Below are 20,895 nucleotides of genomic sequence, written 5' to 3' on the forward strand. Positions count from 1 at the left end.
AGACCAAGACGCCGTGCGCGAACTGTAGGAGCGAGCTTGCTCGCGAACAACCTCCGCAGCGGGATTGGTTCGCGAGCAAGAACGATGGCGTCCCCCTCGCTCCTACGAAGAGCCTGAAGTCAGACCTGGAACACCGGCACGCGGTGGCACCAGCGATCCTTGTATTCACGGTCGGCGCGACCAAAGGAGTAGCGCAGCGGCTTGCCCAGCGCTTCGGCCTCGGCCCAGGCTTCCTGCGTATTGACGAAGCTGAGCACGCTGCCGGGGCTGAACTCGCGGTTCTCCGGGGCCACGCCGCCGTTGATGTATTCGACGCTGATCCACTTTGGCGCTTCGGCCCGGTAGAGAATCTGGATCGCCACCGGCTCGCCGTCCAGGCGCACCAGGGACCCGCGCATGAATTCGCGCATCAGGGTGAAGACTTCCGTCAGGCGCGCCTTGCCCGGCACTTCGAACTCCCAGCGGCGCTGGAACAGGTCGGCATAGATGCGCGCCTGCTCCTCGGGGCTCAGCTCGCTCATGGGCTGCAGCACGCCGCCCGCCTCTTCCAGCAGGCGCTGCTCGCGGCGCTGGTTGTAGCGGAACTTCTTCGAGAAGTCGGCCGGCGCGCGGTTCATCGCCAGTTGCTCGGGCTGCTCGCGGGCGTCGCTGACCTGCTCGCGGTTCAGTTCGGAGAGGTAGCGCACCTTGTGCCGCAGCTCGATGCGGGCGCCCTCGGCGATGGGCAGGATGATCTCGGCGTTGCCCAGGTCGAACAGGGCCTTCTTGCCCTCGCGCTTGAGCACGTCCTTGGACAGCGCCAGGTTATGTCCCCAGGTCGGCACGGCAGCGCGCAGCTCATCGCCCTCGAACCAGCCGAGGTAGCGCACCGGAATGCCGGCCAGGCCGGCCAGGCGTTCGACCACGTCCGGGTGGGTGGCGACGCTGCCGCCGAAGGTCTGCCAGGCGGCGGCATAGTCAGCCGCCGCGATGGGCGTCCAGCCACGTTCGCGGAAAAGGCGCAGGCGGTTCAGCATGTCGGGACGTTCCGCACAGGCCTCATACCGACTGCTCGGCGTGGGATGCGGCCTCGGCCGGGTCGTCGGCGAACTGCCGTGCGTGCAGGCGAGCGTAGTAGCCGTTCTGGGCGATCAGCTCGTCGTGGCTGCCACGCTCGACGATGTGACCCTGGTCCATCACCAGGATCAGGTCCGCCGCCTCGATGGTGCTCAGGCGGTGGGCGATGACCAGGGTGGTGCGGCCTTCCATCACCTTCTCCAGGGCCGCCTGAATGTGCCGCTCGGACTCGGTATCCAGCGCCGAGGTGGCCTCGTCGAGGATCAGTACCGGGGCGTCCTTGAGCAGCGCGCGGGCAATCGCCAGGCGCTGGCGCTGGCCGCCGGAGAGCATCACGCCGTTCTCGCCGACCTCGGTCTCGAAGCCTTCGGGCAGACGATCGATGAATTCGCGGGCGAAGGCATCATCAGCCGCCTTCTCCACCGCCTCGCGCGGTTTGCTGGCGAGATCGCCATAGGCGATGTTGTTCAGCACGCTGTCGTTGAACAGGTTGACCTGCTGGGTCACCAGCGAGATGTGCTTGCGCAGGTTGCTCAGCTTGTAGTCTTCGACGTCCACGCCATCGAGCAGGATCTGCCCGTCGCTGTGGTCGTAGAAGCGCGGGATCAGGTTGGCCAGGGTCGACTTGCCGCTGCCGGAGCGGCCGACCAGCGCCACCATCTGGCCCGGCTCGACGCTGAAATTCAGGTCCTTGAGCACCTGTTTCCCGGTGCCCGGGTAGGTGAAGCTGAGGTTCTTCACGTCCAGCCGGCCGTTCACCCGCTCGCGCTCGACGGTGCCGTTGTCCACCTCGGGCTTCTCGTCGAGCTGCTCGAAGATGCTTTCAGCGCCCGCCACGCCCTTCTGGATGGTCGAGCTGACTTCGGAGAGCTGGCGGATCGGCTTGGGCAGCAGGCCGGCCATTGAGATGTACGCCACCAGGTCGCCGACGGTGGCGTCGCCGCGCAGCAGCAGCACCAGGTACAGCAGCACCGCCATCGCGCTGTAGATCACCAGTTGCAGCATCGGCGTGTAGATCGCCGAGGTCTTGTTCATGCGCAGGTTCTTGTTGGTGTTTTCGCTGCTGACGTGCAGGAAGCGGGCCCGCTCGTAGGGTTCGCCGCCGAAGCTGCGGACCACGCGGTAGCCCTGGATGGTCTCGGAGGACACATGGGTGACATCGCCCATCGCCACCTGGATCTTCTTGCTCTGCTTGCGGAACTTGCGGCTGGCGCTGGTCACCATCAGCGCGATGACCGGCAGGATCGCCAGCATCACCAGGGTGAGTTTCCAGTTCATGTACAGCAGCGAAATGAACAGGAAGACCACGGTCATGCCTTCGCGGATCACCACCTTGATCGCATCGGTGGCGGCACCGGTTACCATCGTCACGTTGAAGGTGATGCGCGAGATCAGATGGCCGGAGTTGTTACTGTCGAAATAGCGGTTGGGCAGGGTCAGCAGGTTATTGAACAGCGCGATACGCAGGTCATGTACCAGCCCCAGGGAAACCTTGGCGATGAAGTAGTTGCCGAGGAACGAACCGATCCCCTGCCAGACCGCGATCAGCACCACCAGCAGCGGCACGGCATACAGCAGCGACAAGTCGCGCAGCCAGGGCCACGGCGCACTGGGGAACAGCTTGGCGTCCGGATGGGCCAGGCCGTCGACGAAATACTTGAGGATGCCCGCCAGCATCGGCTGGGTCGCCGCGAAGATCAGGAAGCCGATGATGCTGAGCAGGAACATCCCGATGTACGGGCGCACATAGGAGAGCAGTCGGAGGTAGATCTTCAGGCTCGAAGGTGCCTGGGGTTCTTTACCGGACATGTAGGAGTCGCACGCTTAAAAGGTCGGCGATTATAACACAGCGCTCTCGTTTACCCGGCGGCTGGGCTACTATAGCCGGCTCTCGAACAGGACCTCGTTATGCAAGACCTCGCCCTCCCCGCCTACGAATCGCTGCGCGCTGGCGCCCAGGTGCTGGAAGCCGACAAACACGGCGACAAGGTCCTGCGACTGGCCGATGGCAACTTCCTGAAACTGTTTCGTCGCAAGCGGCTGATTTCCTCGGCGGCGTTCTATCCGTATGCCCAGCGCTTTGCCGATAACACCGAGACACTGCAACGCCTGGCGGTCCCCTGTCCAAAGATCATCGCGGTCTATCGCATTCCCGAAATCGCCCGCGATGCGGTGCACTATCGGCCACTGCCGGGCGACACCCTGCGCCAGGTCATCGCCGCCGGCGAAGGTGATGTGCGACTGGCGGCCCAGTTGGGCACGCTGATCGCTGAGCTGCACGACCAGGGCGTGTACTTCCGCTCATTGCACCTGGGCAATGTGGTGAAAACGCCCCAAGGCACGCTCGGCCTGATCGATGTGGCGGACATGAAGAAACAGCGCCGTGCCCTGTCCCGTCCGCAGCGCAAGCGCAACTTCGCCCATATGCTGCGCTACGCCAACGATCGTCGCTGGCTGCTGGAAGGCAACACCGACAGCCTGTCGCAGGCCTACCTCGCACGCAGCCAGGTACGCTGGAGCTTGCCGGAACTCAAGCGGATCCTCAGTTCGGCTCCATGACCGCCGGCCGCACCTGCGGCCAGCGCTCCAGGCACAGACCCAACAGGATGACGACCCAGGGCATCAGCCACATGGCGCGCGTGCGCTCCCAGAGGCTGAAGACATCGAACTGCATGGCCACGCTGGAGAACACCCAGAGCAGCATCACCGACACCCCCAGCGCCCGCGCCCGGCAACGCCAGGCGTGGAGACCGATCATCCCCCACAGCAGCAGGAAGACCAACAGCGCCGGTACGCCATACTGGAGGGCGGTATGTACCAGGAAATTATGCGCCCCGTTGCGGAAGCTAATGCGGCCAATGAGCACCGAATAGTCGCCCCCCAAACCAACCCCCGCCCAGAAGTGCTCCTGAATCAACGGCCAGGCACTGCGCAGCAGTTCAAAGCGATGGGAATCGCCCCGCGCTATCAGTTCTGGCTTGACGACGAACAGGGTCGCACCGCCCAGCAGCAGCAAGAGTGGCAGCAACTTGGCGACCCGACCGGGCACCAGGATCAGGCTGCAGATCGCCGTGACCATCAGGGCCAGCAGGGCGCCCCGGCTACCGCACAGTGCCACGTAGGCCAGCGAGGCAGCCAGCAGGATGATCCAGGGTAGTTGTCGCCAACCCCGGCGCGGCAACAGCGGCACGCACATCACGGTGACGAAGGCGATCGAATAGGCCGCCGCATTGGGGTTGTCGAGGAACCCGCCAAAGCCGCTCAGCCGCCCGCCACCGTACTCCGGGGTCAGTATCAGGGCGGTAATGCTGTAGAGACCGCTCACCAGCGCCAGCGAGAGCATGGCCAGGCGCAGCCGCCGCTCATCCGCGCGCCCCCAGAGCACCCAGCCCAGAATGAGCAGCATGAACAGAGCCACGCGCTTGAGCACGCCCAGCGGATGCCCGCCGCTCTTGGCCCAGAGCAGCGACAGGACCGCCCAGCCAAACAGCGCCAGCAGCAGCCACATTTCCTTGTGGGTCCGGAACAGATGCCCGATTTCCTGCCGGCGGGAGATGCACAGCCACAGGGCGGGCAGGTAGACGAACAGCAGGACCATATTGAAATAGAACTTCATGGTCGGCGTCAGCATCACGCCGCCAATGCTCCACAGCACCCCGACCCCGAGCATCGCCTCGGCGATCCTGCTACCCAGCCGCTGGCTGGTTCCGGTCGGAGTCCGACGCGGGCACCAGGCCCCCCATGCGTGCGCAATCACATCCTTCATCGGTAAAACGTCTTCCTAGCCGAACTTGAACAGCAAATGGCGAATCCGCCGTAAGGTGACACGGTTCCAGCGCCAGGGCGGCAGCCGCAGCAGCAGCGACCAGGCATAGCGCTTTTCACTGAGCACGGATTGCTTGAGCGCCTTGTTGACGATGCAGGTCATGCCCGCGGCATAGGCCGGATGGTCGCGGTAGGGGGCAACGGCCATGCGGTCGTATTCGAGCTGACCCTTGTAGGCCGTCTTCGACAGGTTGCCCTCGTGGCGACGGTAACCGCTGACCACCTCCGGCAGCACTTCGACCCGATAGCCCAGATAGGCGATCTTCAGGGTCATCTGGAAATCCTGGATACGAATCCGCGGGTCATAGCGGCCGACCCGCTCGATGGCCTCGCGGCGATACATCGCCACCGTGGCACCCACGGCAATGGCATGTCCCAGCAGCTCAGCGAAGTCGTAACCGCGAACCATCTGGCCCCGCTTACCCTTCAGCACCTTGCCATTGGCATCGATGTAGACAGCCCGCCCCCCCAGGCAACCGACCTCGGGATGCTCCCGCATGTAGCTCGCCTGCAGCATCAGGCGCCCCGGCATCATGATGTCATCGGAGTCCGGCGTCGCCACCAGCTCGCCACGGGCATGAATCAAGGCGGTATTGAGCGCGGCACTGACACCCTGGTTGGCCTGTCGATAGAACTGGAATCCATGACGCTGCTGCAGGGCCTGGATTTTCTCGACGCTGGCGTCCTGCGAACCGTCATCCACCACGATCAACTCGAAGTTCGGATAGTCCTGCTCGAGAATGCTCAGCAGTGTCTCTTCGATGTAGCATTCGCGGTTGTAACAAGGCACCAGCACGGAAATCAGCGGGTACTCCACAGCCCCGTCGGCAACGGCCATTGGACTGGACACGGTTCAGACTCCCAGGGCCAGGCGCAGGCGTTCCAGCATCCCCGGCTGCGGCCGCTCGCGCAGAGGCGGCGTCATGGCCTGGACGATCCGGGCGCCAATCTGCCCGAAGCCGAAGCCCTCCTGCGCCAGCGTCCGCCCCGCTTCGGCGATCCGCGCCACCCGTTGCGGGTCTTCTCGAAGCATCTGCAGCTTGCTGCGCAGCTGAGCGACATCGCGGTACAGCACCACGTTGTGCATATCCTGCAAGCCGAGCGCGCGGGTCTCCGCCTCACCCTGGTCGTAGGCCAGGAGCACACAGCCGCAGGCCATAGCCTCGAAATTCTTGATCATGTACTCCTCCATGCCGACATCCGCGCTGACGAAGAAGCGAATGCGGTTGAGGGTATTCAGGTAGTCCTCCCCCGAGTTGGTCTTGGTGACCAACAGGTTCTCCACCTTGCCCAGCTCATCCAGCAGCGCCTTGCGGCCGCTGTAGGCGACGCTACCGGTACTGCCGACGAAGGCCAGTTCGATATCGCGCTCCCTGCCCAGGTCATGCAGCAGGTTCTGGTCGTAGCCCTTGGGCACGAAGACCGCGTCGAAGCCTTCCTGGCGCAGGCGCTCGCTGACCATGAAGCCGGAACTGATCACTCGCGCCCAGGGCAGACGGCGGTAGTGCGCGCTGAACTTCCCGGTGTACTTGCAGGGGATGTAGTTCTGGTAGGCATCGTGCTCGAGAATCACCAGGTTCGGCACGCTGCGGATGAAGGAGGCCTGGCGCATTTCCTTCTTGAAGCGCAGGAAGAACAGGATACGGTCGTACTTCGAGACATCCACGTGCTCACGGAAATACCGGCGCAGGTTGGCCTGCTCGTCGCTGGTCAGCCAGCGCAGGTCGCACTCGCAATGCTCGGCGATGCCGTCATACAGGCGATCGAGGATGGCGCGTTGTTCTTTCTGGACCAGGAACAGGACCTTCATACCGGCTTGCCCACCTCTGGAGACAATGGTTGCGATGCCGCCGAGGTCATCAGTTCATGGACCTGAGCAAGGCTGACCTTGGGGATCAACTCGCCAGGGAGGCGGCTCTCGCGGGAAAGATTGAACACCTGGAAGCCGGAGTCGATGACCTGCCGCGCCAGCAGGTTGAAATTCGGCAGGATGTGCCCGTCGAAATCGTCGTCCAGACGGCTCTTAACCTGGGTACCGGTAGGATCATAGAACTGCCCGAGTGACGAATTCATATCCACGCCCACCAGGAACGCCTTGTCGAAGCCCAGGTAGTACGCCAGCTGGATGGCGACGTAGGCGATGGTGCGAGCGGAGAAGTAGCCCCGACCGAAGTTCCGGCTGAAACCCAGCCGATTGGCGGCCTGGCTCAGCAAGGACCAGTTCATGACGAAATCCGGGTCCTTCCGGGCCGACCAGGCGAAGGCGCGGTCGGAACGCTGGGGCACATCCACCCACCGATTGACCCGTTCCATCAGCAGAAGGTTCTCCGCCAGCAGCGCCTGCGGCTCCTTTGCGTACAACCGTTTCATGGCCTCCATCCCCAGCGCCGCCCATTGCGACAGATGAATGCCACTGGCAACGGCGGTGCTTTTCTTTTCGGCCACGCCGGCATCGTCGCAAAGGTAGAAGAACGGGCGCACGCCCTCCTGCTCGAAGCGGGCAATGGAGCCATTCATCGCGATCATTGGCACATGGGCGTAATCCTTCAGGGGAAACTCAGCCACCGAAGGTCCCGAGGCGATGATGAAGACTGCCCCGCCACGACTGCTGCGCAGCCCCGGCCAGGACGGCAGACGGCGCGCCTGCCCGCCAGGCAGGTGCAAGGTACGCTCGCCGGAAGGCCCTGCCTCCAGGGTCACAGCCGTCATGGGGTTCCTTCGCTGCCGAGCAATGCCTGGATATCGCGGCGCACCGCGACAGGCTTGTCGGCGAAGAAAACGGCCGCGTCGTGGAACTCGCTCCAACCGTCAAGGAAGACGAAATCCAGCCCGGCCTCATGGGCACACAGGTAATCGAAGCGGCTGTCTCCCAGGAACAGGGCCGGACCGGTGATATTGCCGCTGGCCAGTTCGCGGGCGAGGATGCTGTCCTTCGGTGTCGGGCTGCCGAAAATGCCACCATCGAACAGGCCGTCCAGACCGCGGACGGAGAACACGTCGCGCAGCTCGGCTTCATCACCCCCCGAAACGATCAGCCAGCGGCTCTCCGGCAGTTGCGCCCGCAACGCCTGCAGGCCCGGCGCCACGGCGCAGTCCAGCAGCCCCTGGCGCACGGCGGCGGCATACCGTTCGAGAAGTCCGGGAAGCAATGCCTGGGCATCCGCCGCCCCCGCGATGTCCCGCAGGAAGTACTCGAACTTGCGGTAACGGGATATGCCGCCATTGGCCTGGTGATAATCGACAAAGGCCTGCGCCGCGTCAGCGCCGAACGGCAGCGCGACCTCGTGGAACGCCCGCGTCTTCACCGCATTGGAGTCCAGCACGACGCCATCGCAATCGAACACCAGGCAGCGGTAGTCGGCGAGATCGCGCAGCATCACAGCCCCCGCGCCCGAATGGCTGCCTCGGCCGTCTCGACGTCTTCGGGGTTGTCCACGGCGATGGAGTCCTGCGACAGCTCGAGCATCCGGACTTCCCAGCCCAGTTCCAGGAAACGCAGGATCTCGATGTCCTCCAGACTTTCCAGCGGCGTCTTGCTCGTGCAGGCGGCAAAGGCTTCGAGCGCGGCACGCGGAAAGGCGTACAGGCAGACCTGGCGCCAGGCCTTGACGAACTCGTCCGCCTTGGTACCGGGAATGGTCGCACGGGACATATAGAGCAGACGGCCATCGGGACGCATGACCACCTTGGGCGTGCTCGTACTGCGGAACTGAGGTTCCTGCTCGATGGCGCAGAATCCGTTGAGCACCTCGCCCGGCCACTGGCCGCAGGCCTCGATCACGCGCAGCAGATCGTCCGGATTGAAGACCGGCTCGTCGCCCTGCACGTTGATGAACACGTCCGCCGCCAGTTGCTGCGCGCATTCGGCGAGTCGATCGGTACCGGTCAGGCAGTCCCCGGAAGTCATCAGCACGGCGATGGAATGCGCCTCGCATACCTGGCGAATCCGCTCATCGTCGGTCGCGACGTAGATCCGCTCGGCCGGACAGGCCTTCAGGCATTGTCGATAGGTGCGCACGATCATCGGCACGCCATCCAGCTCCACCAGCGGCTTGCCCGGCAAACGGCTGGACTGGTAGCGAGCAGGAATGATCACGGCGTAATCGGGCTGAACGGACATAGATGACTCAAAGGGCATAAATGGAAGAACAGGGAACCTGGTAGCGGGTCGGTGTTACCGCAAGTAGTTCGGGCACCGCGTGCTGGGCCTGATAAGCCTCCAGTACATCGTTGACCTCGACATTGCGCGGGTCCTCGCCGGGATAGCCGTCGAACCCCGCCAACAGGACCCGCCGGGCCCTGCCGCTGGCCGCGACCGCCAGGGCATAGGCCGCCACCAGCGACGTCGGCAATGTACAGTGCCGGGCCTGGAAACCAAAGCCCTGCCTGTCGATGGACAAACCAAAGTCCAGAAGCGCTTTGCCCTTCAAGGAATTCAACACATCCTCGGGCAACATGCTCGCCGGTGTGATCAGCGGCTGCGGTAACTGCACGTGTTCGGCGCCATCGGCCATCAACCGTAGCGGATGGCAGGCCGCCCGCAGGTGGATCAGCTCCGGTGAGATGTCGGTCTGCGTATTGAGCGCCAGCACCACGGGGTCGGCCTTGCGGATGTAATGCTCGATCGCATCGCGATGCCTGACCACGCCGGTCCCGCTGCCGAGCAGCAGTACCTCCCGGTCGGCCAGCCATTCCTGCGGGGCCCACTCTCCCCGAGGAGCACCGTGGTAGAAGTGCCGCGATGCCTCGAGGGTGTCCGGGTTGTACTTCTTGCCACCGCTGGTGCGCAACGCCTGGATCGCGACCAGCAGGTCCGAATCGCTGTAACGCGAGTCGGCCAGCATTTCCTGGACGTAGGTGGGGTGAATGCCATGCATTCCCGCCAGGTAGTAATACGGATTGGTGCCCCAGCCGTAGCGCTGCTGCATCGGCTGGAAGCGCCTCGAAACCAGTTGCAGGAGCGCCGAGAGATTGCGCTTGCCGTGCTGCATGGCGAGGTATTCGATGCGCGCATTGCCCGGGCCGCGCCCCATGCCCAGCACGGTGCCGTCGACCCAGGTCGCGCCAGCGGCGATGGCCTCGAGTGTGTTGGCATGGGCCAGCGCGCGATTATCATGCGCGTGGATCCCCAGCGGACCGTCCCATTCACGACGCAGCAGGGCGATGATCGCGCGCACGTCGACGGGCGACAGGCTGCCCATGCTGTCGGCGAAATAGAGCACGTCCAGCCCGAACTGCTGCGCTGATGCCGCCAATCGCAGGATGGTTTCGTCGGACTGTTCGGCGATCTGCATCAGGTTGATGCCGACCCGGTAACCCTGCTGCTTCAACCAGCGGCAAGCGGGCAATACCGCTTCGAACTCATGGGCATGGCTGGCAATGCGCACCAGGTCGACCGGGGACTCCTGCGCACAGGCAAACAGAAGCGCCACAGCGGCAAGCGGCCCTTCGGCATGCTGGACCAGCTCACTGGCATTGACCATCACGCCATAGCAGACACCCGGCACCAGCGGCAGGCTGGCGAGAAAGGCATCGCTGCTGTAGGCGTATCCGCCGCGGAAACCGTGACGGGGAAACCCTCGCAGGCCCAACTCGACATAGTCGATACCCGCGCTGGCAACAGCCTGCAGGTACTCGCGAACCAGATCCGCGTCGAAGTCCCAGTTGTTGTAGTAACCGCCGTCCCGCAATGTGCAATCCAGCAGGAAGACTTTCGAATCGCTCACGTCATATCCCTCCAACGCGATAAGGCGACGGTCAACGCCCGGCAATGAGCGCCTTCACCAGCGGCAGGCTCCAGAACTCCCGGCGCACGGCGTCATCGGAGAAGCGCGTCTGCAGGCGCTGCGCCATCTGCTGCACGCACGCCTCGCGCTGGCCACGGTCGAGCGCCGCCATGTGTCCCAGGCCTTCGGCCAGGGCTTTCTCGTCGCGCAGCGGGAACAGGATGCCGACGCCTTCGACCACTTCGCCGGCGCCGCCGCCCGCGGTTGCGATCAGCGGCACACCGGCGGCCATCGCTTCCAGCAGGACCATGCCGAAGGGCTCGTGATCGGAGCTCAGGGCGAACACGTCGAACGCCTTGAAATAGCGCTTGGCATCGGGAACCTGGCCAAGGAACAGCACGCGTTCGGCGATGCCCAGTTCACGGGCCAGGTCCTTGAGGTCTTCCTCCAGGCGGCCCTTGCCGAGGACCGCCAGCAGGCTGTTGTGCGGCAAGCGCGGCAGGGCCTGGGCGAAACCGCGCAGCAGGGTGGCCTGGTCCTTGTCCGGGTGCAGGCGGCCGACGTTGCCGACCACCCAGGCGTTGTCCGCCAGCCCCAGGTGCTGGCGCGCCGGGTAGCGGTCGACCTGCTCGGCCTGCAATGCGTCGACGTCGATACGGTTGTACAGCGTCTCGATACGCTCCTGCGGCCAGGCCGGCAGGCAGGCGCGGATTTCGTCGCGCACCGCGTTGGAGACGCCCAGCAGGCTCAGACGCTCGGCGAAGATGCGCGCGAACAGCTTGCGCCCCAGGCGCTGGAAATCGCCGAAACCGTGGTGCACGCCAATGATCGGCAGTTTCGTGCCGAGCATGGCGATCCAGGTCGGCTTGAAGCGGTGCGCGATGCAGAAGCGGAAGTCGCGGGAGCGGGCGATCTCGCGCAGGTCGCGGATCGCCTTGAGCTTCAGCCCGCGGATATCCCGCGAGCTGTAGTCGAGGAACAGCACCTCGTCGCTGGCGCAGCCGGAGGCTACTTCGGCATCGGGCGCCCCGGTGAGGAACACCGTGGTGACCCGGTACCCGGTGCCGGCGAACAGGCTGGCGTACTGACGGGCGCAGTCGAGGAACGGCCCGTCATAGCCGTGGCAGAACTGCAGGACGCGCGGTTCAGCCGAGCGAGTCATAGGCCGCCGCGCCATCCTTGACTACCAGGATGTCCTGCATGATCAGGTATTGCAGGTCCGAGCCGTAGAACATGTTCAGGGCGTCGGTCGGCGAGCAGATCATCGGCTCGCCACGGCGGTTCAGCGAGGTGTTGAGCGCCACGCCGTTGCCGGTGAGCTTCTCCAGCTCCTTCATCATGTCATAGTAGCGCGGGTTGAACTCGCGCTTGAGCACCTGGGCGCGGGAGGTGCCGTCTTCATGGACGACTTCCGGCACGCGGGTCTTCCACTCTTCGTTGACCTCGAAGGTGAAGGTCATGAACGGCGCCGGGTGGTCGATCTTGAACATCTGCGGGCCGACGGTATCCAGCATCGACGGGCAGAAGGGCCTCCAGCGCTCGCGGAACTTGATCTGCGCGTTGATGCGGTCGGCGACGCCGGGAACGCTCGGGCAGCCGATGATCGAGCGGCCGCCGAGGGCGCGCGGGCCGAACTCCATGCGGCCCTGGAACCAGGCCACCGGGTTGCCGTCCACCAGCACCTTGGCGATCAGTTCGGGCACATTGTCGATCTTGCGCCAGGCCGGCTTGGCCTCGTGGCGGGCGCAGGCGGCGATGACGTCTTCGTTGCTGTATTCCGGACCGAGGTAGACGTGCTCCATCTTCTCGACCGGCACGCCGCGCTCCCAGGATACATAGGCCGCCGCGCCAACCGCGGTGCCGGCGTCGCTGGACGCGGGCTGCACGTACAGCTCCTTGACCTCGGGACGGGCGATGATCTTCTGGTTGAGCTTGACGTTCAGCGCGCAACCGCCGGCGAAGGCGACCTTGCCGGTCTCGCGGATGATGTCGCCCAGGTAGTAATCCATCATCTCCAGCGCCAGCTTCTCGAACAGCGCCTGGATGCTGGCGGCATAGTGGATGTACGGATCGTCGGCGATGTCGCCTTCGCGCTTCGGACCGAGCCACTCGATCAGCTTGGGCGAGAAGTAGTAGCCCTTGCCCTTTTCCTTGTAGCGACGGAAGCCGATGACGTTGGCGTAGTCGGTGTTGATGATCAGCTCGCCATTCTCGAACTTGGCCAGACGGGAGAAATCGTACTTGCTGGCGTCACCGTAGGGCGCCATGCCCATGACCTTGAACTCGCCATCGAGCATGTCGAAGCCGAGGTATTCGGTGATCGCGCCGTACAGGCCGCCGAGGGAGTCCGGATCGTAGAACTCCTTGATCTTGTGGATCTTGCCGTTCTCGCCGTAGCCGAAGAAGGTAGTGGCGTACTCGCCCTTGCCGTCGATCCCGAGGATCGCCGTCTTCTCCTTGAAGCCCGAGCAGTGGTAGGCGCTGGAGGCGTGGGCCAGGTGGTGCTCGACCGGCTGGATCTTGGTCTTCTTCAGGTCGAAGCCGAGCTGCTGCAGGCACCACTGGATGCGCTTGTAGTAGCGGTGGTAACGGCGGTTGCCGAGCAGGATGGCGTCCAGCGCGCGGTCCGGCGCGTAGGCGTAGCGCTTGGCGTAGTGCCAGCGGGCCTTGTCGAAGATGCTGATGGGGGCGAAGGGAATGGCCACCACGTCAACGTCCGACGGCTTGATCCCGGCCTGCTCCAGGCAGAACTTGGCCGACTCGTAGGGCATGCGGTTCTTCGCGTGCTTGTCGCGGACGAAGCGCTCTTCTTCGACGGCCGCGACCAGCTTGCCGTCGATGTACAGGGCGGCGGAAGGGTCATGGCTTACGGCGCCGGACAGGCCGAGGATGGTCAATGCCACAGGGTCTAGCCTCTTTCATCTGGGCGGGTGCCAGGCACCCGCGGTAAACGTTCGTCGAGCAGCTGGTGCAGTGCGCTGCCCTCTGGCCAGTTGCGCAGGAAGCGCGCACGGTCGCGGGCATAGGCGCGGGCGAAGCTCGCTTCTCGCGAGTGGCGCTGCATGGCATCGAGGTCGATCAAGGACCACTGCCCGCCTTCGCCCTGCTCCTGCCAGAACAGGTTGTGCCCCTTGAGGTCGCCGTGGCTGATGCGTTCGCGCACCAGCGCCGCGAACAGTCTGTCCAGGGCTGCAAGGTCTGTTTCCGGCGGCAGGCCGCCCCCCTCCGGTTGGTCCAGGTAGGGTTTGAAACGGGCGATTATATCCTGACCCGCCAGGTAATCGGTAATCAGGAAGGCCGGGCCGCGCAACCACAGCCAGCGGCGCTCGATGACCGCCAATGGCTTGGGTGTGGCGATGCCGAGGAAGTCCAGGCGATTGCCCTCGCGCCACGAGGCCCAGGCGCGGCTGGGGCGCCAGAAGCGCTTGAACCAGTGCAGCAGGTTCTTGATGTTGTAGCGCTTGATGACCAGCGGGCGGCCATTGAGCTCGACGCGAGCGACAGTCGCGGCGCCGCCGGTCTTGTAGACATGTCCGCGATCTATGTAGGAGTCCGGATCGTCCAGCAGCGGCTGCAGGCCCTCCTCTTCCTCGCGACGCACCGCGCGCAGGCCGAACGGCCCCTTGAATACGCTGAACAGGCTGCAGTCGCGGGCGATCTTCTTCATCAGGTCGCCGACGCGCCAGCGTCGAACCCTGGCGATTTCCTTCTGCAAAGCCTCCAGCGGCAGCGCGTGTTCGCCGTTGGCCAGTAGATAGTGGATCAGCAGCTCTTCCAGATACGGATCGAGACTGGCTGGCAGCTGGGCGAAGAACACCCCGAGATTTTCCAGCACGTGCTTGCGCGACAGCGGCTGGCCGGGGGTTTCCGCGCGAATGCCGGCGCCGTCGATCAGGTACAGCGTGCCGGCGTGGCGCAGCAGGTTGTCCAGGTGCAGGTCCTCCTGCCACAGGCCCTTGGCGTGCATCCGGGCGATGGCGGTGAGGGCCTCGGCGATGACGGCGGCCTGCCCGTCGGACAGCAGCGGTTCGCCTTCCACGGCGCGCCAGGCGTCCCAGAGGCTCCGGGCATCGTCGAGGAACTCGAAGAGCAGCCAGCCACCCTCGCCGTCCTTCAGGCCGTCGGCCAGCAGCGCCGGCGTGGTCAGCCCCTGCTCGGCGAGCAGCCGCACGCCTTCGCGCTCACGCTGGAAGTGCCGCGCGGCCCTGCCGCCGACCAGCAGCTTGGCCAGCACCGGACGTCCGCGCCAATTGGCCGCACCGACGTAGCGCTGGCCGGGCAATACGCGCAACAGGCTGTCCAGGCGCAGCTCGGCGCTGCCGGCGCCGTCCTCCAGCTCGACACGCAGCGGCAGCGCGGGTGTGCGACCGGCGTCACGCAGGGCGGACAACCTCATGCGCGGCCTTCCTTCTTCTTGCGGCGGGCACCCAGGCGGCGGTACCAGTCATCCACCTCCGGCCCACTGGCCGAGGTACCGAGATAGGCCGCCAGCAGGTTGCGCACGTCGGTCTCGTTCCAGTCCGGCGCGCGGCGCAGCAGTGGCTCGAGGTCGCGCACGCGGTCGCGCTGGCCGAACCACAGCGGGCGGGTCTTCTCCAGGTCGATCAGGGTCGCTTCGAAGGCATCGTCGGTTTCGCGCAGAAAGATGTGCTTGGGGTAGAAGCAGCCATGCATCTGCCCGGCTTCGTGCAGGCGGCGGGCGAGCATGCCGCAGGCGCGCAGGATAGCCTGGCGCCGCTCCGACGCCAGCTTCGGCCAGCCTTGCAGGAAGCTGTCCAGGTCGCACCAGCCCTCCAGCGCGCGGGTCATCAGGATCGCCCGGCGCTCGCCGCCGACCTGCCGCGCGCCAAAGAAGGCCGCCTGCATCGACGGAATGCCGAGCTGGTGATAGCGCTGGATGTTGCGGAACTCGCGACTGAACGTCGGCTCGCCCAGCGGCCGTGTCAGGCTGCGGGTCAGGTGATTGCTCTGGCGCTTGAGGTAGTAGGCGGTGCCGTCCAGCTCGACGCGGTAGACGCTGCTCCAGCCGCCACGCTCGGTGTTGGGTTCGTCGACAGCTTCCAGTTGCAGGTTCCACAAGGCGTCGAAATCGGCCAGGGCGTTGCGTTCGAGCAGCGCCTGGTCATCGCTGGCAATGAAATCCTTCACTCGCGTCCCTCGAAGAAATGGACGATCTGCCGGACACGCTTCTTGTCCGAGGCGTTCAGTCGTTCGCGGCGCCGGTACAGCAGGTAGAACTGCAGGCGCTGCGTGTAGGAAAGGTGGTATTTGGCGACCTTGTCGAGGGTCGCCAGGTCCTTGGTGATGCGGTAGCGCAGCATGAAGCTGACCCAGAAATCACCGATCGGGCAATCGATGAAATACACCGTGCCCTCCCCGTCCACCAGGATGTTGCGCCACTTCAGGTCGTTGTGGGTGAAGTGCCGGTCGTGCATGGTCCGCGTGTAGCCGGCCAACTGGCGCATGACGTGCTCGACCCAGGCGCGATCCTTCAGGCGCGGATCGTCCTGCTTGGCCAGGGCATGCAGGTCCTCGGTGCCGACCAGCTCGCGGGTGATGATCGCGCCACGGGAGAAGCCGCCGTTGACGCGCTCCAGGCCGTAGGCCACCACCTGGGCGGTCGGGATGCCCCACTTGGCGAACTGCTTGAGGTTCTGCCATTCGGCCTTCACCCGCGGGCGCGGCAGGTAGCGGCGAAAGCCCTTGCCCGGCTTGCGGTAGCGTTTGACGTAATAGCGCACGCCATCGCGCTCGACGCGGATCACATCGGACATCGCGTCCTTGGTGATGCGCTCGCCGTCCAGCGAGAACACGGCATCCAGGCTGCCGAAATCGGCGGCCAGATGCTGGTAGTCGGCTTCGAGTACCCAGCCGGCCATCAGAGCAGGTCTCCATAACGTTGCTTGCGGTCGTACAGCTTGGCCGCCTTGCGTTCCATCCACGCCAGCAGCGCGGCCTCGTCGCGGAGGATGTCACGCAGACTCTTACCGAAGTAGTCACGCAGGAAGCGCAGCTTGTCGCGGCGCGTCAGGCCGATGTCCAGCGCGGAGAAATACAGCGCCGCCAGATCCTTGTTGCGCCAGCGGCGTGGCGTGGCGGCGCGGGTCTGAGCACGGTGCAGGTCGATCACCGACAGGCGCAGGTCGTCGGCGCTGATCGGGCGATCGGTGTGCAGCAGGAAGTGGCAGATATAGCAGTCGCGGTGGTTCACCCCGGCGCGGTGCATGGTGCCGACCATCTTCGCCACTTCGGCGATCAGCGCGCGCTTGAGGCGTGGCTCGGGTGGCGCTTTCAGCCAGTCGAGAGAAAAGACTTCGAGGTCGGTGGTCGGCGCCAGTTCCTCGGTGATGATGAAGGAGTGCTGCATGGCCGGATTGCCGCCGCGCTCGCCGTAGGCCACCGCGGTCATGGTCGCCACGCCGGCCTGGTGCAGGCGCTCCAGGGCGCGCTGCTCCTGGCCGGCGCCGAGCACGGGGAGTTTGGCGCTGCACAGGTTCTTGACGATCTCGCCCCAGCCGATGCCACGGTGGATCTTGACGAAATAGCCGCGACCTTCGACTTCGGTGCGCAGCGTACGGCGGCCTTCCAGCTCGCGGTAGACCTTGCCCTGCAGGCGCTCGACCTCGACGAAGGGGTCCTTGCCGGCCCACAGGCCTTTGAAGGGTTCACTCAAATCAAGCTTCACTGCGCGTCCTCTTTTGCAGGAGCGAGGGGGACGCCATCGTCATTGCTCGCGAACGGATTGGTACCGAGCATGGGGCGGTTCGCGAGCAAGCTCGCTCCTACGAGAGCAAAAGCGTTCATGCGCGCTCCCGCAGGATCAGGTCGGCGGCGTGCTGCGGCATGCTGTAGAGGTCGGCGGTATCGGCGAAGGCCAGGCCGTTGCGCGACCATTCGGCGCGCGCGGCGTCGTCTTCCAGCATGTCCTTGAGCAGGTCGTTGAAACGCTCCTGTTCGAAGGGCGACGGCACCACCCGACCGGCCCTGGCCTCGGCGATGTAATGGGCGTAGCCGCAGACATCGGTGACCAGCACCGGCAACCCCGCCACCACGGCCTCCAGCAGCACGGTGCCGGTATTCTCGTTGTAGGCCGGATGGATCAGCAGATCGGCGCCGAGCAGGAAGCGCGGGATGTCGCTGCGGCCCTTGAGTATCTGCACATTGTCCGACAGGCCCAGCGCCTTCACCTGCAGCAGGAACGGCTTGGGGTCGTCCTGACCGATGGCGATCAGCCGGGTGCGCTTGCGCAGGCTGCGCGGCAGCGCGGCCAGCGCCTTGAGACTGCGGTCCAGGCCCTTGGTCTTGAAGCCGGAGCCGATCTGCACCAGCAGCAGGTCATCGTCGGCGAGCTTGAATTCACGGCGGAACTCGGCGCGGATTTCGGCCGCGTTGGCCGGGGCGCGCCGGTCCTGGGCGATGCCCGGCGGCAGCAGGTGGAAGCGCGCCTCCGGGGTGCGGTAATGCTTGATGAACAGCGGCTGCTGGACTTCGGAGATCATCAGGATCTCGGTCTTGGACTCCGGCGCGAACACCGCGCGCTCGTAGTCGGCGAAGTGCTTGTAGCGGCCCCAGCGACGGTAGAAGGCGTTGCGCAGGGTCTGCGCCTTGTCCTCGAAGCAGCCATCGGCGGCGTAGTACAGATCCAGGCCCGGCATCTTGTTGAAGCCGATCACCCGGTCCACCGGCGAACGCGCGAGATCGGCGGCCAGCCAGGCGCTGAATTTCTCGTTGCGGCGATGGTTGAACAGCGACTTCACCGGCGCCACGCGCACGTCGAAGCCGGGCGGCACCTCGCCCTCCCAGATCGGCGTGTAGACGCGGATGGCGTGGCCGCGCTGCTGGCATTCCAGGGCGATGCGCATGAAGTCGCGCTGCAACCCGCCGAACGGGAAATATTTATACAGGACGAAAGCCAGGGTCATCGCAGCGTCTCCGGAGCCAGCAGCAGTGCCTCCAGCTGGGTCGCCACGCGCTGGGGGTTCAGGCGCGTGAAGCACAGAGGCTGTTCATGCCGCAGGTCGAACTGGCGCTTGTCTTCGGCCGTCGGCTGGTAGGTGCAGGTCTTCTGCAGGCAGGGCGCACACGAGGGCCAGTCGCTGGCCAGGTGCACCTGCGAACGCCCGTAGGCGCCGGTCAGGCCCGGATTGGTCGGACCGAACAGCGAGAGGGCCGGCACGTCCAGGGCGGCGGCCAGGTGTCCGAGTCCGGTGTCGACCGCCACGCAGGCGGAAGCGCCGGCCAGTACCTTGGCCATGCCTGCGAGGCTTAATCTGGGGAGCACTGAAGCGTTTTCCAAGCCCTCGGCCAGTCGCTCGGCGCGCTGGCGCTCGGCGTCGTTACCCCAGGGCAGGCGCACCGACCAGCCGCGCTCGCCCATGCGCTGGGCCAGTTCGCGCCAATAGACCTCGGGCCAGTGCTTGGTCACCCAGGTGGTGCCATGCAGGAACACCAGGTAGGGCTCGCTCTCCGTCGAATCCAGCAGGCGGCTGCGGTCCAGGCCGTAGTCGCCGGTACCGGCGGGCAGCGGGTAGTCCAGCGCCTGGGCGAACAGCTGGCGCACGCGCTCGACGGCGTGCTGGCCCCAGGAGACCGGGTAAGTGCGACGGTAGAAGCGGCTGGCGGCCGGCTCGCGGGCGGACTCGCGGTCCAGCCCGGCAACCGGCGTGCGACGGCGTACGTAGCGGGTCAGCCAGGCGCTCTTGAGCAGCCCCTGGGCATCGATCACCAGGTCGTAGTCGACTTCCTTCAGGCGTCGCTTGAAACGGCTCCACTCGCCGCTCTTGAGGGTCTGCCAGAGATTCTTGCGCCAGCGTCGGATCGCCACCGGGATCACCTGGGCCACCGCCGGATGCCAGGCGGGAATCTCGGCGAAGCCCTCCTCGACCACCCAGTCGAACTGGATGCCGGGAATGGCGCGGGCCGCGTCGGTAAGTGCCGGCAGGGTATGGATGACGTCGCCCAGGGACGACGTTTTGATCAGCAGGACCCTCATTCCACGTCGACCGGATCCGCGACCAGACGGTCGAGTGCGGCCAGCACCGGCTGCGGCTGCAGCTCGCGCAGGCAGTTGTAGTGGCCGAAGCGGCACACGCGGTCGAAGCAGGGGCTGCAGTCCAGGCCGAGGCGGACGATTTCCACGTGCTCGGCCAGCGGCGGGGTGAACTGCGGCGATGTGGAGCCGTAGACCGCCACCAACGGGCGGTTCAGCGCGGCGGCCACGTGCATCAGGCCGGAATCGTTGGTGACCACGGCGCCGGCGCAGGACATCAGGTCGATGGCCTCGGCCAGGGCGGTTTCGCCGGCCAGATTCACCGACTCCTCGCGCAGGCCGGGGATCAGCCGCGAGCGGATGTCCTCGCCACCGGGATGGTCGTTCTTCGAGCCGAAGATCCAGACCTGCCAGCCGGCGCGGATCTTGGCCTCGGCGACCTTGGCATAGTACTCGGCCGGCCAGCGCTTGGCCTCGCCGAACTCGGCGCCGGGGCACAGCGCCAGCACCGGGCGGTCCAGGCTCAGGCCGAACTTGGCCAGCGTGGCATCGCGGCTCTGCGGATCGATGGACAGGCGCGGTTGTGGATAAGGCTGCGGCAGCTCGGCGCCGGGCTCATAGGCCAGCGCCATGAAGCGCTCGATCATCAGCGGGTAGCGCTCTTTATCCAGCACGCGAATGTCGTTGAGCAGGCCATAGCGCATCTCGCCTTTCCAGCCGGTGCGCGTGGGGATACCGGCGAAGTACGGCACCAGCGCCGACTTCAGCGAGTTCGGCAGCAGAATGGCCTGGTCGTATTGCCCCTTGAGGGATTTGCCGATGCGCCGGCGCGCGGCGATATCCAGCACGCCGTGGCCGAGCGGGAAGCTCAGGGCCTGGCGCACTTGCGGCATGCGTTCGAGGATCGGCCGGCTCCAGTCGGGCGCCAGCACGTCGATCACACAGTCGGGATGGCGCTGCTTCAGACAGTGGAACAGCGTCTGCGCCATCACCATGTCGCCCACCCAGGAGGGGCCTACGATCAGAATTCTCATGCGTTTTCCGAAAAACGACCGGGGAGGCTCACGCCTCCCCGTACTCCATTCATCTTGTCCAGCCGTGCGGCGCCCTCGGGCGCCGAGCATCGAATGCCCGCAGTCTAGCCCAGCCGGCATGCCGGCCGGGCGGATTTCGTCACTCCCTGTGACCTGACGCAGTGCCAGAACCCGCCAGTCCTGTTCAGGTTCCAACCCCGCCGACCTGGCGGCCATCGTCATGTTCGCCAGGGCTTCAGGGGAGTTTACGGGGGAAGCCGGGTGA

19 protein-coding genes are annotated in these 20,895 nt (G+C 65.4%); 1 reads left to right on the top strand and 18 read right to left on the bottom strand.

Annotated features, from left to right (window positions below; genetic code table 11):
* Positions 1-119 precede the first annotated feature (119 nt).
* Both ACYCAX_RS19620 and msbA read right to left on the bottom strand, forming a co-directional pair.
* Positions 120-1,016, bottom strand: coding sequence for a GNAT family N-acetyltransferase (locus ACYCAX_RS19620; protein WP_294974203.1), 897 nt, complete (start codon positions 1,014-1,016; stop codon positions 120-122).
* Between the two features lie 22 nt (positions 1,017-1,038).
* Positions 1,039-2,865 (bottom strand): lipid A export permease/ATP-binding protein MsbA, encoded by a 1,827-nt coding sequence (gene msbA / locus ACYCAX_RS19625; protein WP_015479197.1) that lies wholly within the window; start codon positions 2,863-2,865, stop codon positions 1,039-1,041.
* Positions 2,866-2,964: 99 nt separating this feature from the next.
* On the opposite strand from msbA, the gene ACYCAX_RS19630 reads away from it, so the two are divergent.
* Positions 2,965-3,615 (top strand): BUD32 family EKC/KEOPS complex subunit, encoded by a 651-nt coding sequence (locus ACYCAX_RS19630; protein WP_015479198.1) that lies wholly within the window; start codon positions 2,965-2,967, stop codon positions 3,613-3,615.
* On the opposite strand, the gene ACYCAX_RS19635 is transcribed toward ACYCAX_RS19630, so the two are convergent.
* The 16 genes from ACYCAX_RS19635 to waaF all read right to left on the bottom strand — a co-directional run bounded on the left by ACYCAX_RS19635 (position 3,599) and on the right by waaF (position 20,630).
* The gene (locus tag ACYCAX_RS19635) at positions 3,599-4,822 is read right to left on the bottom strand and encodes an O-antigen ligase family protein (RefSeq protein WP_460248654.1); all 1,224 of its coding nucleotides are present in this window, start codon (positions 4,820-4,822) and stop codon (positions 3,599-3,601) included. The two genes, ACYCAX_RS19630 and ACYCAX_RS19635, sit on opposite strands and share 17 nt — an antisense overlap.
* Positions 4,823-4,837: 15 nt before the next feature.
* Positions 4,838-5,719: a glycosyltransferase family 2 protein gene (locus tag ACYCAX_RS19640; RefSeq protein ID WP_015479200.1), complete on the bottom strand. Its 882-nt coding sequence runs from the start codon at positions 5,717-5,719 to the stop codon at positions 4,838-4,840.
* Between the two features lie 15 nt (positions 5,720-5,734).
* A complete protein-coding gene (locus ACYCAX_RS19645) occupies positions 5,735-6,691 on the bottom strand; it encodes a glycosyltransferase family protein (RefSeq protein ID WP_294974194.1) in 957 nt (318 codons plus the stop codon).
* Complete coding sequence (locus ACYCAX_RS19650; protein WP_041712220.1) at positions 6,688-7,590, bottom strand: LPS biosynthesis protein; 903 nt, start codon at positions 7,588-7,590, stop codon at positions 6,688-6,690. The genes ACYCAX_RS19645 and ACYCAX_RS19650 overlap by 4 nt, the downstream gene beginning before the upstream one ends.
* Positions 7,587-8,258 (bottom strand): HAD family hydrolase, encoded by a 672-nt coding sequence (locus ACYCAX_RS19655; RefSeq protein WP_294974186.1) that lies wholly within the window; start codon positions 8,256-8,258, stop codon positions 7,587-7,589. Before ACYCAX_RS19655 ends, ACYCAX_RS19650 begins: the two co-directional genes overlap by 4 nt.
* Complete coding sequence (locus ACYCAX_RS19660; protein ID WP_015479204.1) at positions 8,258-9,001, bottom strand: 3-deoxy-manno-octulosonate cytidylyltransferase; 744 nt, start codon at positions 8,999-9,001, stop codon at positions 8,258-8,260. Before ACYCAX_RS19660 ends, ACYCAX_RS19655 begins: the two co-directional genes overlap by 1 nt.
* A gap of 7 nt (positions 9,002-9,008) precedes the next feature.
* Complete coding sequence (locus ACYCAX_RS19665) at positions 9,009-10,607, bottom strand: aldolase catalytic domain-containing protein (RefSeq protein WP_294974181.1); 1,599 nt, start codon at positions 10,605-10,607, stop codon at positions 9,009-9,011.
* 31 nt (positions 10,608-10,638) lie between these two features.
* The gene (locus tag ACYCAX_RS19670) at positions 10,639-11,769 is read right to left on the bottom strand and encodes a glycosyltransferase (RefSeq protein WP_460248655.1); all 1,131 of its coding nucleotides are present in this window, start codon (positions 11,767-11,769) and stop codon (positions 10,639-10,641) included.
* On the bottom strand, positions 11,753-13,510 hold the full coding sequence (locus ACYCAX_RS19675; RefSeq protein WP_015479207.1) for a carbamoyltransferase family protein: 1,758 nt from the start codon (positions 13,508-13,510) through the stop codon (positions 11,753-11,755). Before ACYCAX_RS19675 ends, ACYCAX_RS19670 begins: the two co-directional genes overlap by 17 nt.
* Positions 13,511-13,515: 5 nt before the next feature.
* Positions 13,516-15,003 carry a lipopolysaccharide kinase InaA family protein gene (locus ACYCAX_RS19680; protein ID WP_015479208.1) on the bottom strand — a complete coding sequence of 496 codons (1,488 nt, stop codon included), beginning with the start codon at positions 15,001-15,003 and terminating at the stop codon, positions 13,516-13,518.
* Positions 15,000-15,755: a lipopolysaccharide kinase InaA family protein gene (locus ACYCAX_RS19685; RefSeq protein ID WP_460248656.1), complete on the bottom strand. Its 756-nt coding sequence runs from the start codon at positions 15,753-15,755 to the stop codon at positions 15,000-15,002. The genes ACYCAX_RS19680 and ACYCAX_RS19685 overlap by 4 nt, the downstream gene beginning before the upstream one ends.
* Complete coding sequence (locus ACYCAX_RS19690; protein WP_294974167.1) at positions 15,752-16,486, bottom strand: lipopolysaccharide kinase InaA family protein; 735 nt, start codon at positions 16,484-16,486, stop codon at positions 15,752-15,754. The genes ACYCAX_RS19685 and ACYCAX_RS19690 overlap by 4 nt, the downstream gene beginning before the upstream one ends.
* Positions 16,486-17,292 carry a lipopolysaccharide core heptose(I) kinase RfaP gene (rfaP, locus tag ACYCAX_RS19695; protein ID WP_460248657.1) on the bottom strand — a complete coding sequence of 269 codons (807 nt, stop codon included), beginning with the start codon at positions 17,290-17,292 and terminating at the stop codon, positions 16,486-16,488. The genes ACYCAX_RS19690 and rfaP overlap by 1 nt, the downstream gene beginning before the upstream one ends.
* Positions 17,293-17,407: 115 nt before the next feature.
* Positions 17,408-18,529: a glycosyltransferase family 4 protein gene (locus tag ACYCAX_RS19700; RefSeq protein ID WP_294974159.1), complete on the bottom strand. Its 1,122-nt coding sequence runs from the start codon at positions 18,527-18,529 to the stop codon at positions 17,408-17,410.
* Complete coding sequence (waaC, locus tag ACYCAX_RS19705; RefSeq protein WP_460248658.1) at positions 18,526-19,599, bottom strand: lipopolysaccharide heptosyltransferase I; 1,074 nt, start codon at positions 19,597-19,599, stop codon at positions 18,526-18,528. The genes ACYCAX_RS19700 and waaC overlap by 4 nt, the downstream gene beginning before the upstream one ends.
* Entirely contained in the window at positions 19,596-20,630 is a 1,035-nt protein-coding gene (waaF, locus tag ACYCAX_RS19710) for a lipopolysaccharide heptosyltransferase II (RefSeq protein ID WP_015479214.1), read from the bottom strand. Before waaF ends, waaC begins: the two co-directional genes overlap by 4 nt.
* Positions 20,631-20,895 lie beyond the last annotated feature (265 nt).

Source organism: Pseudomonas sp. MT3, from assembly GCF_054720805.1.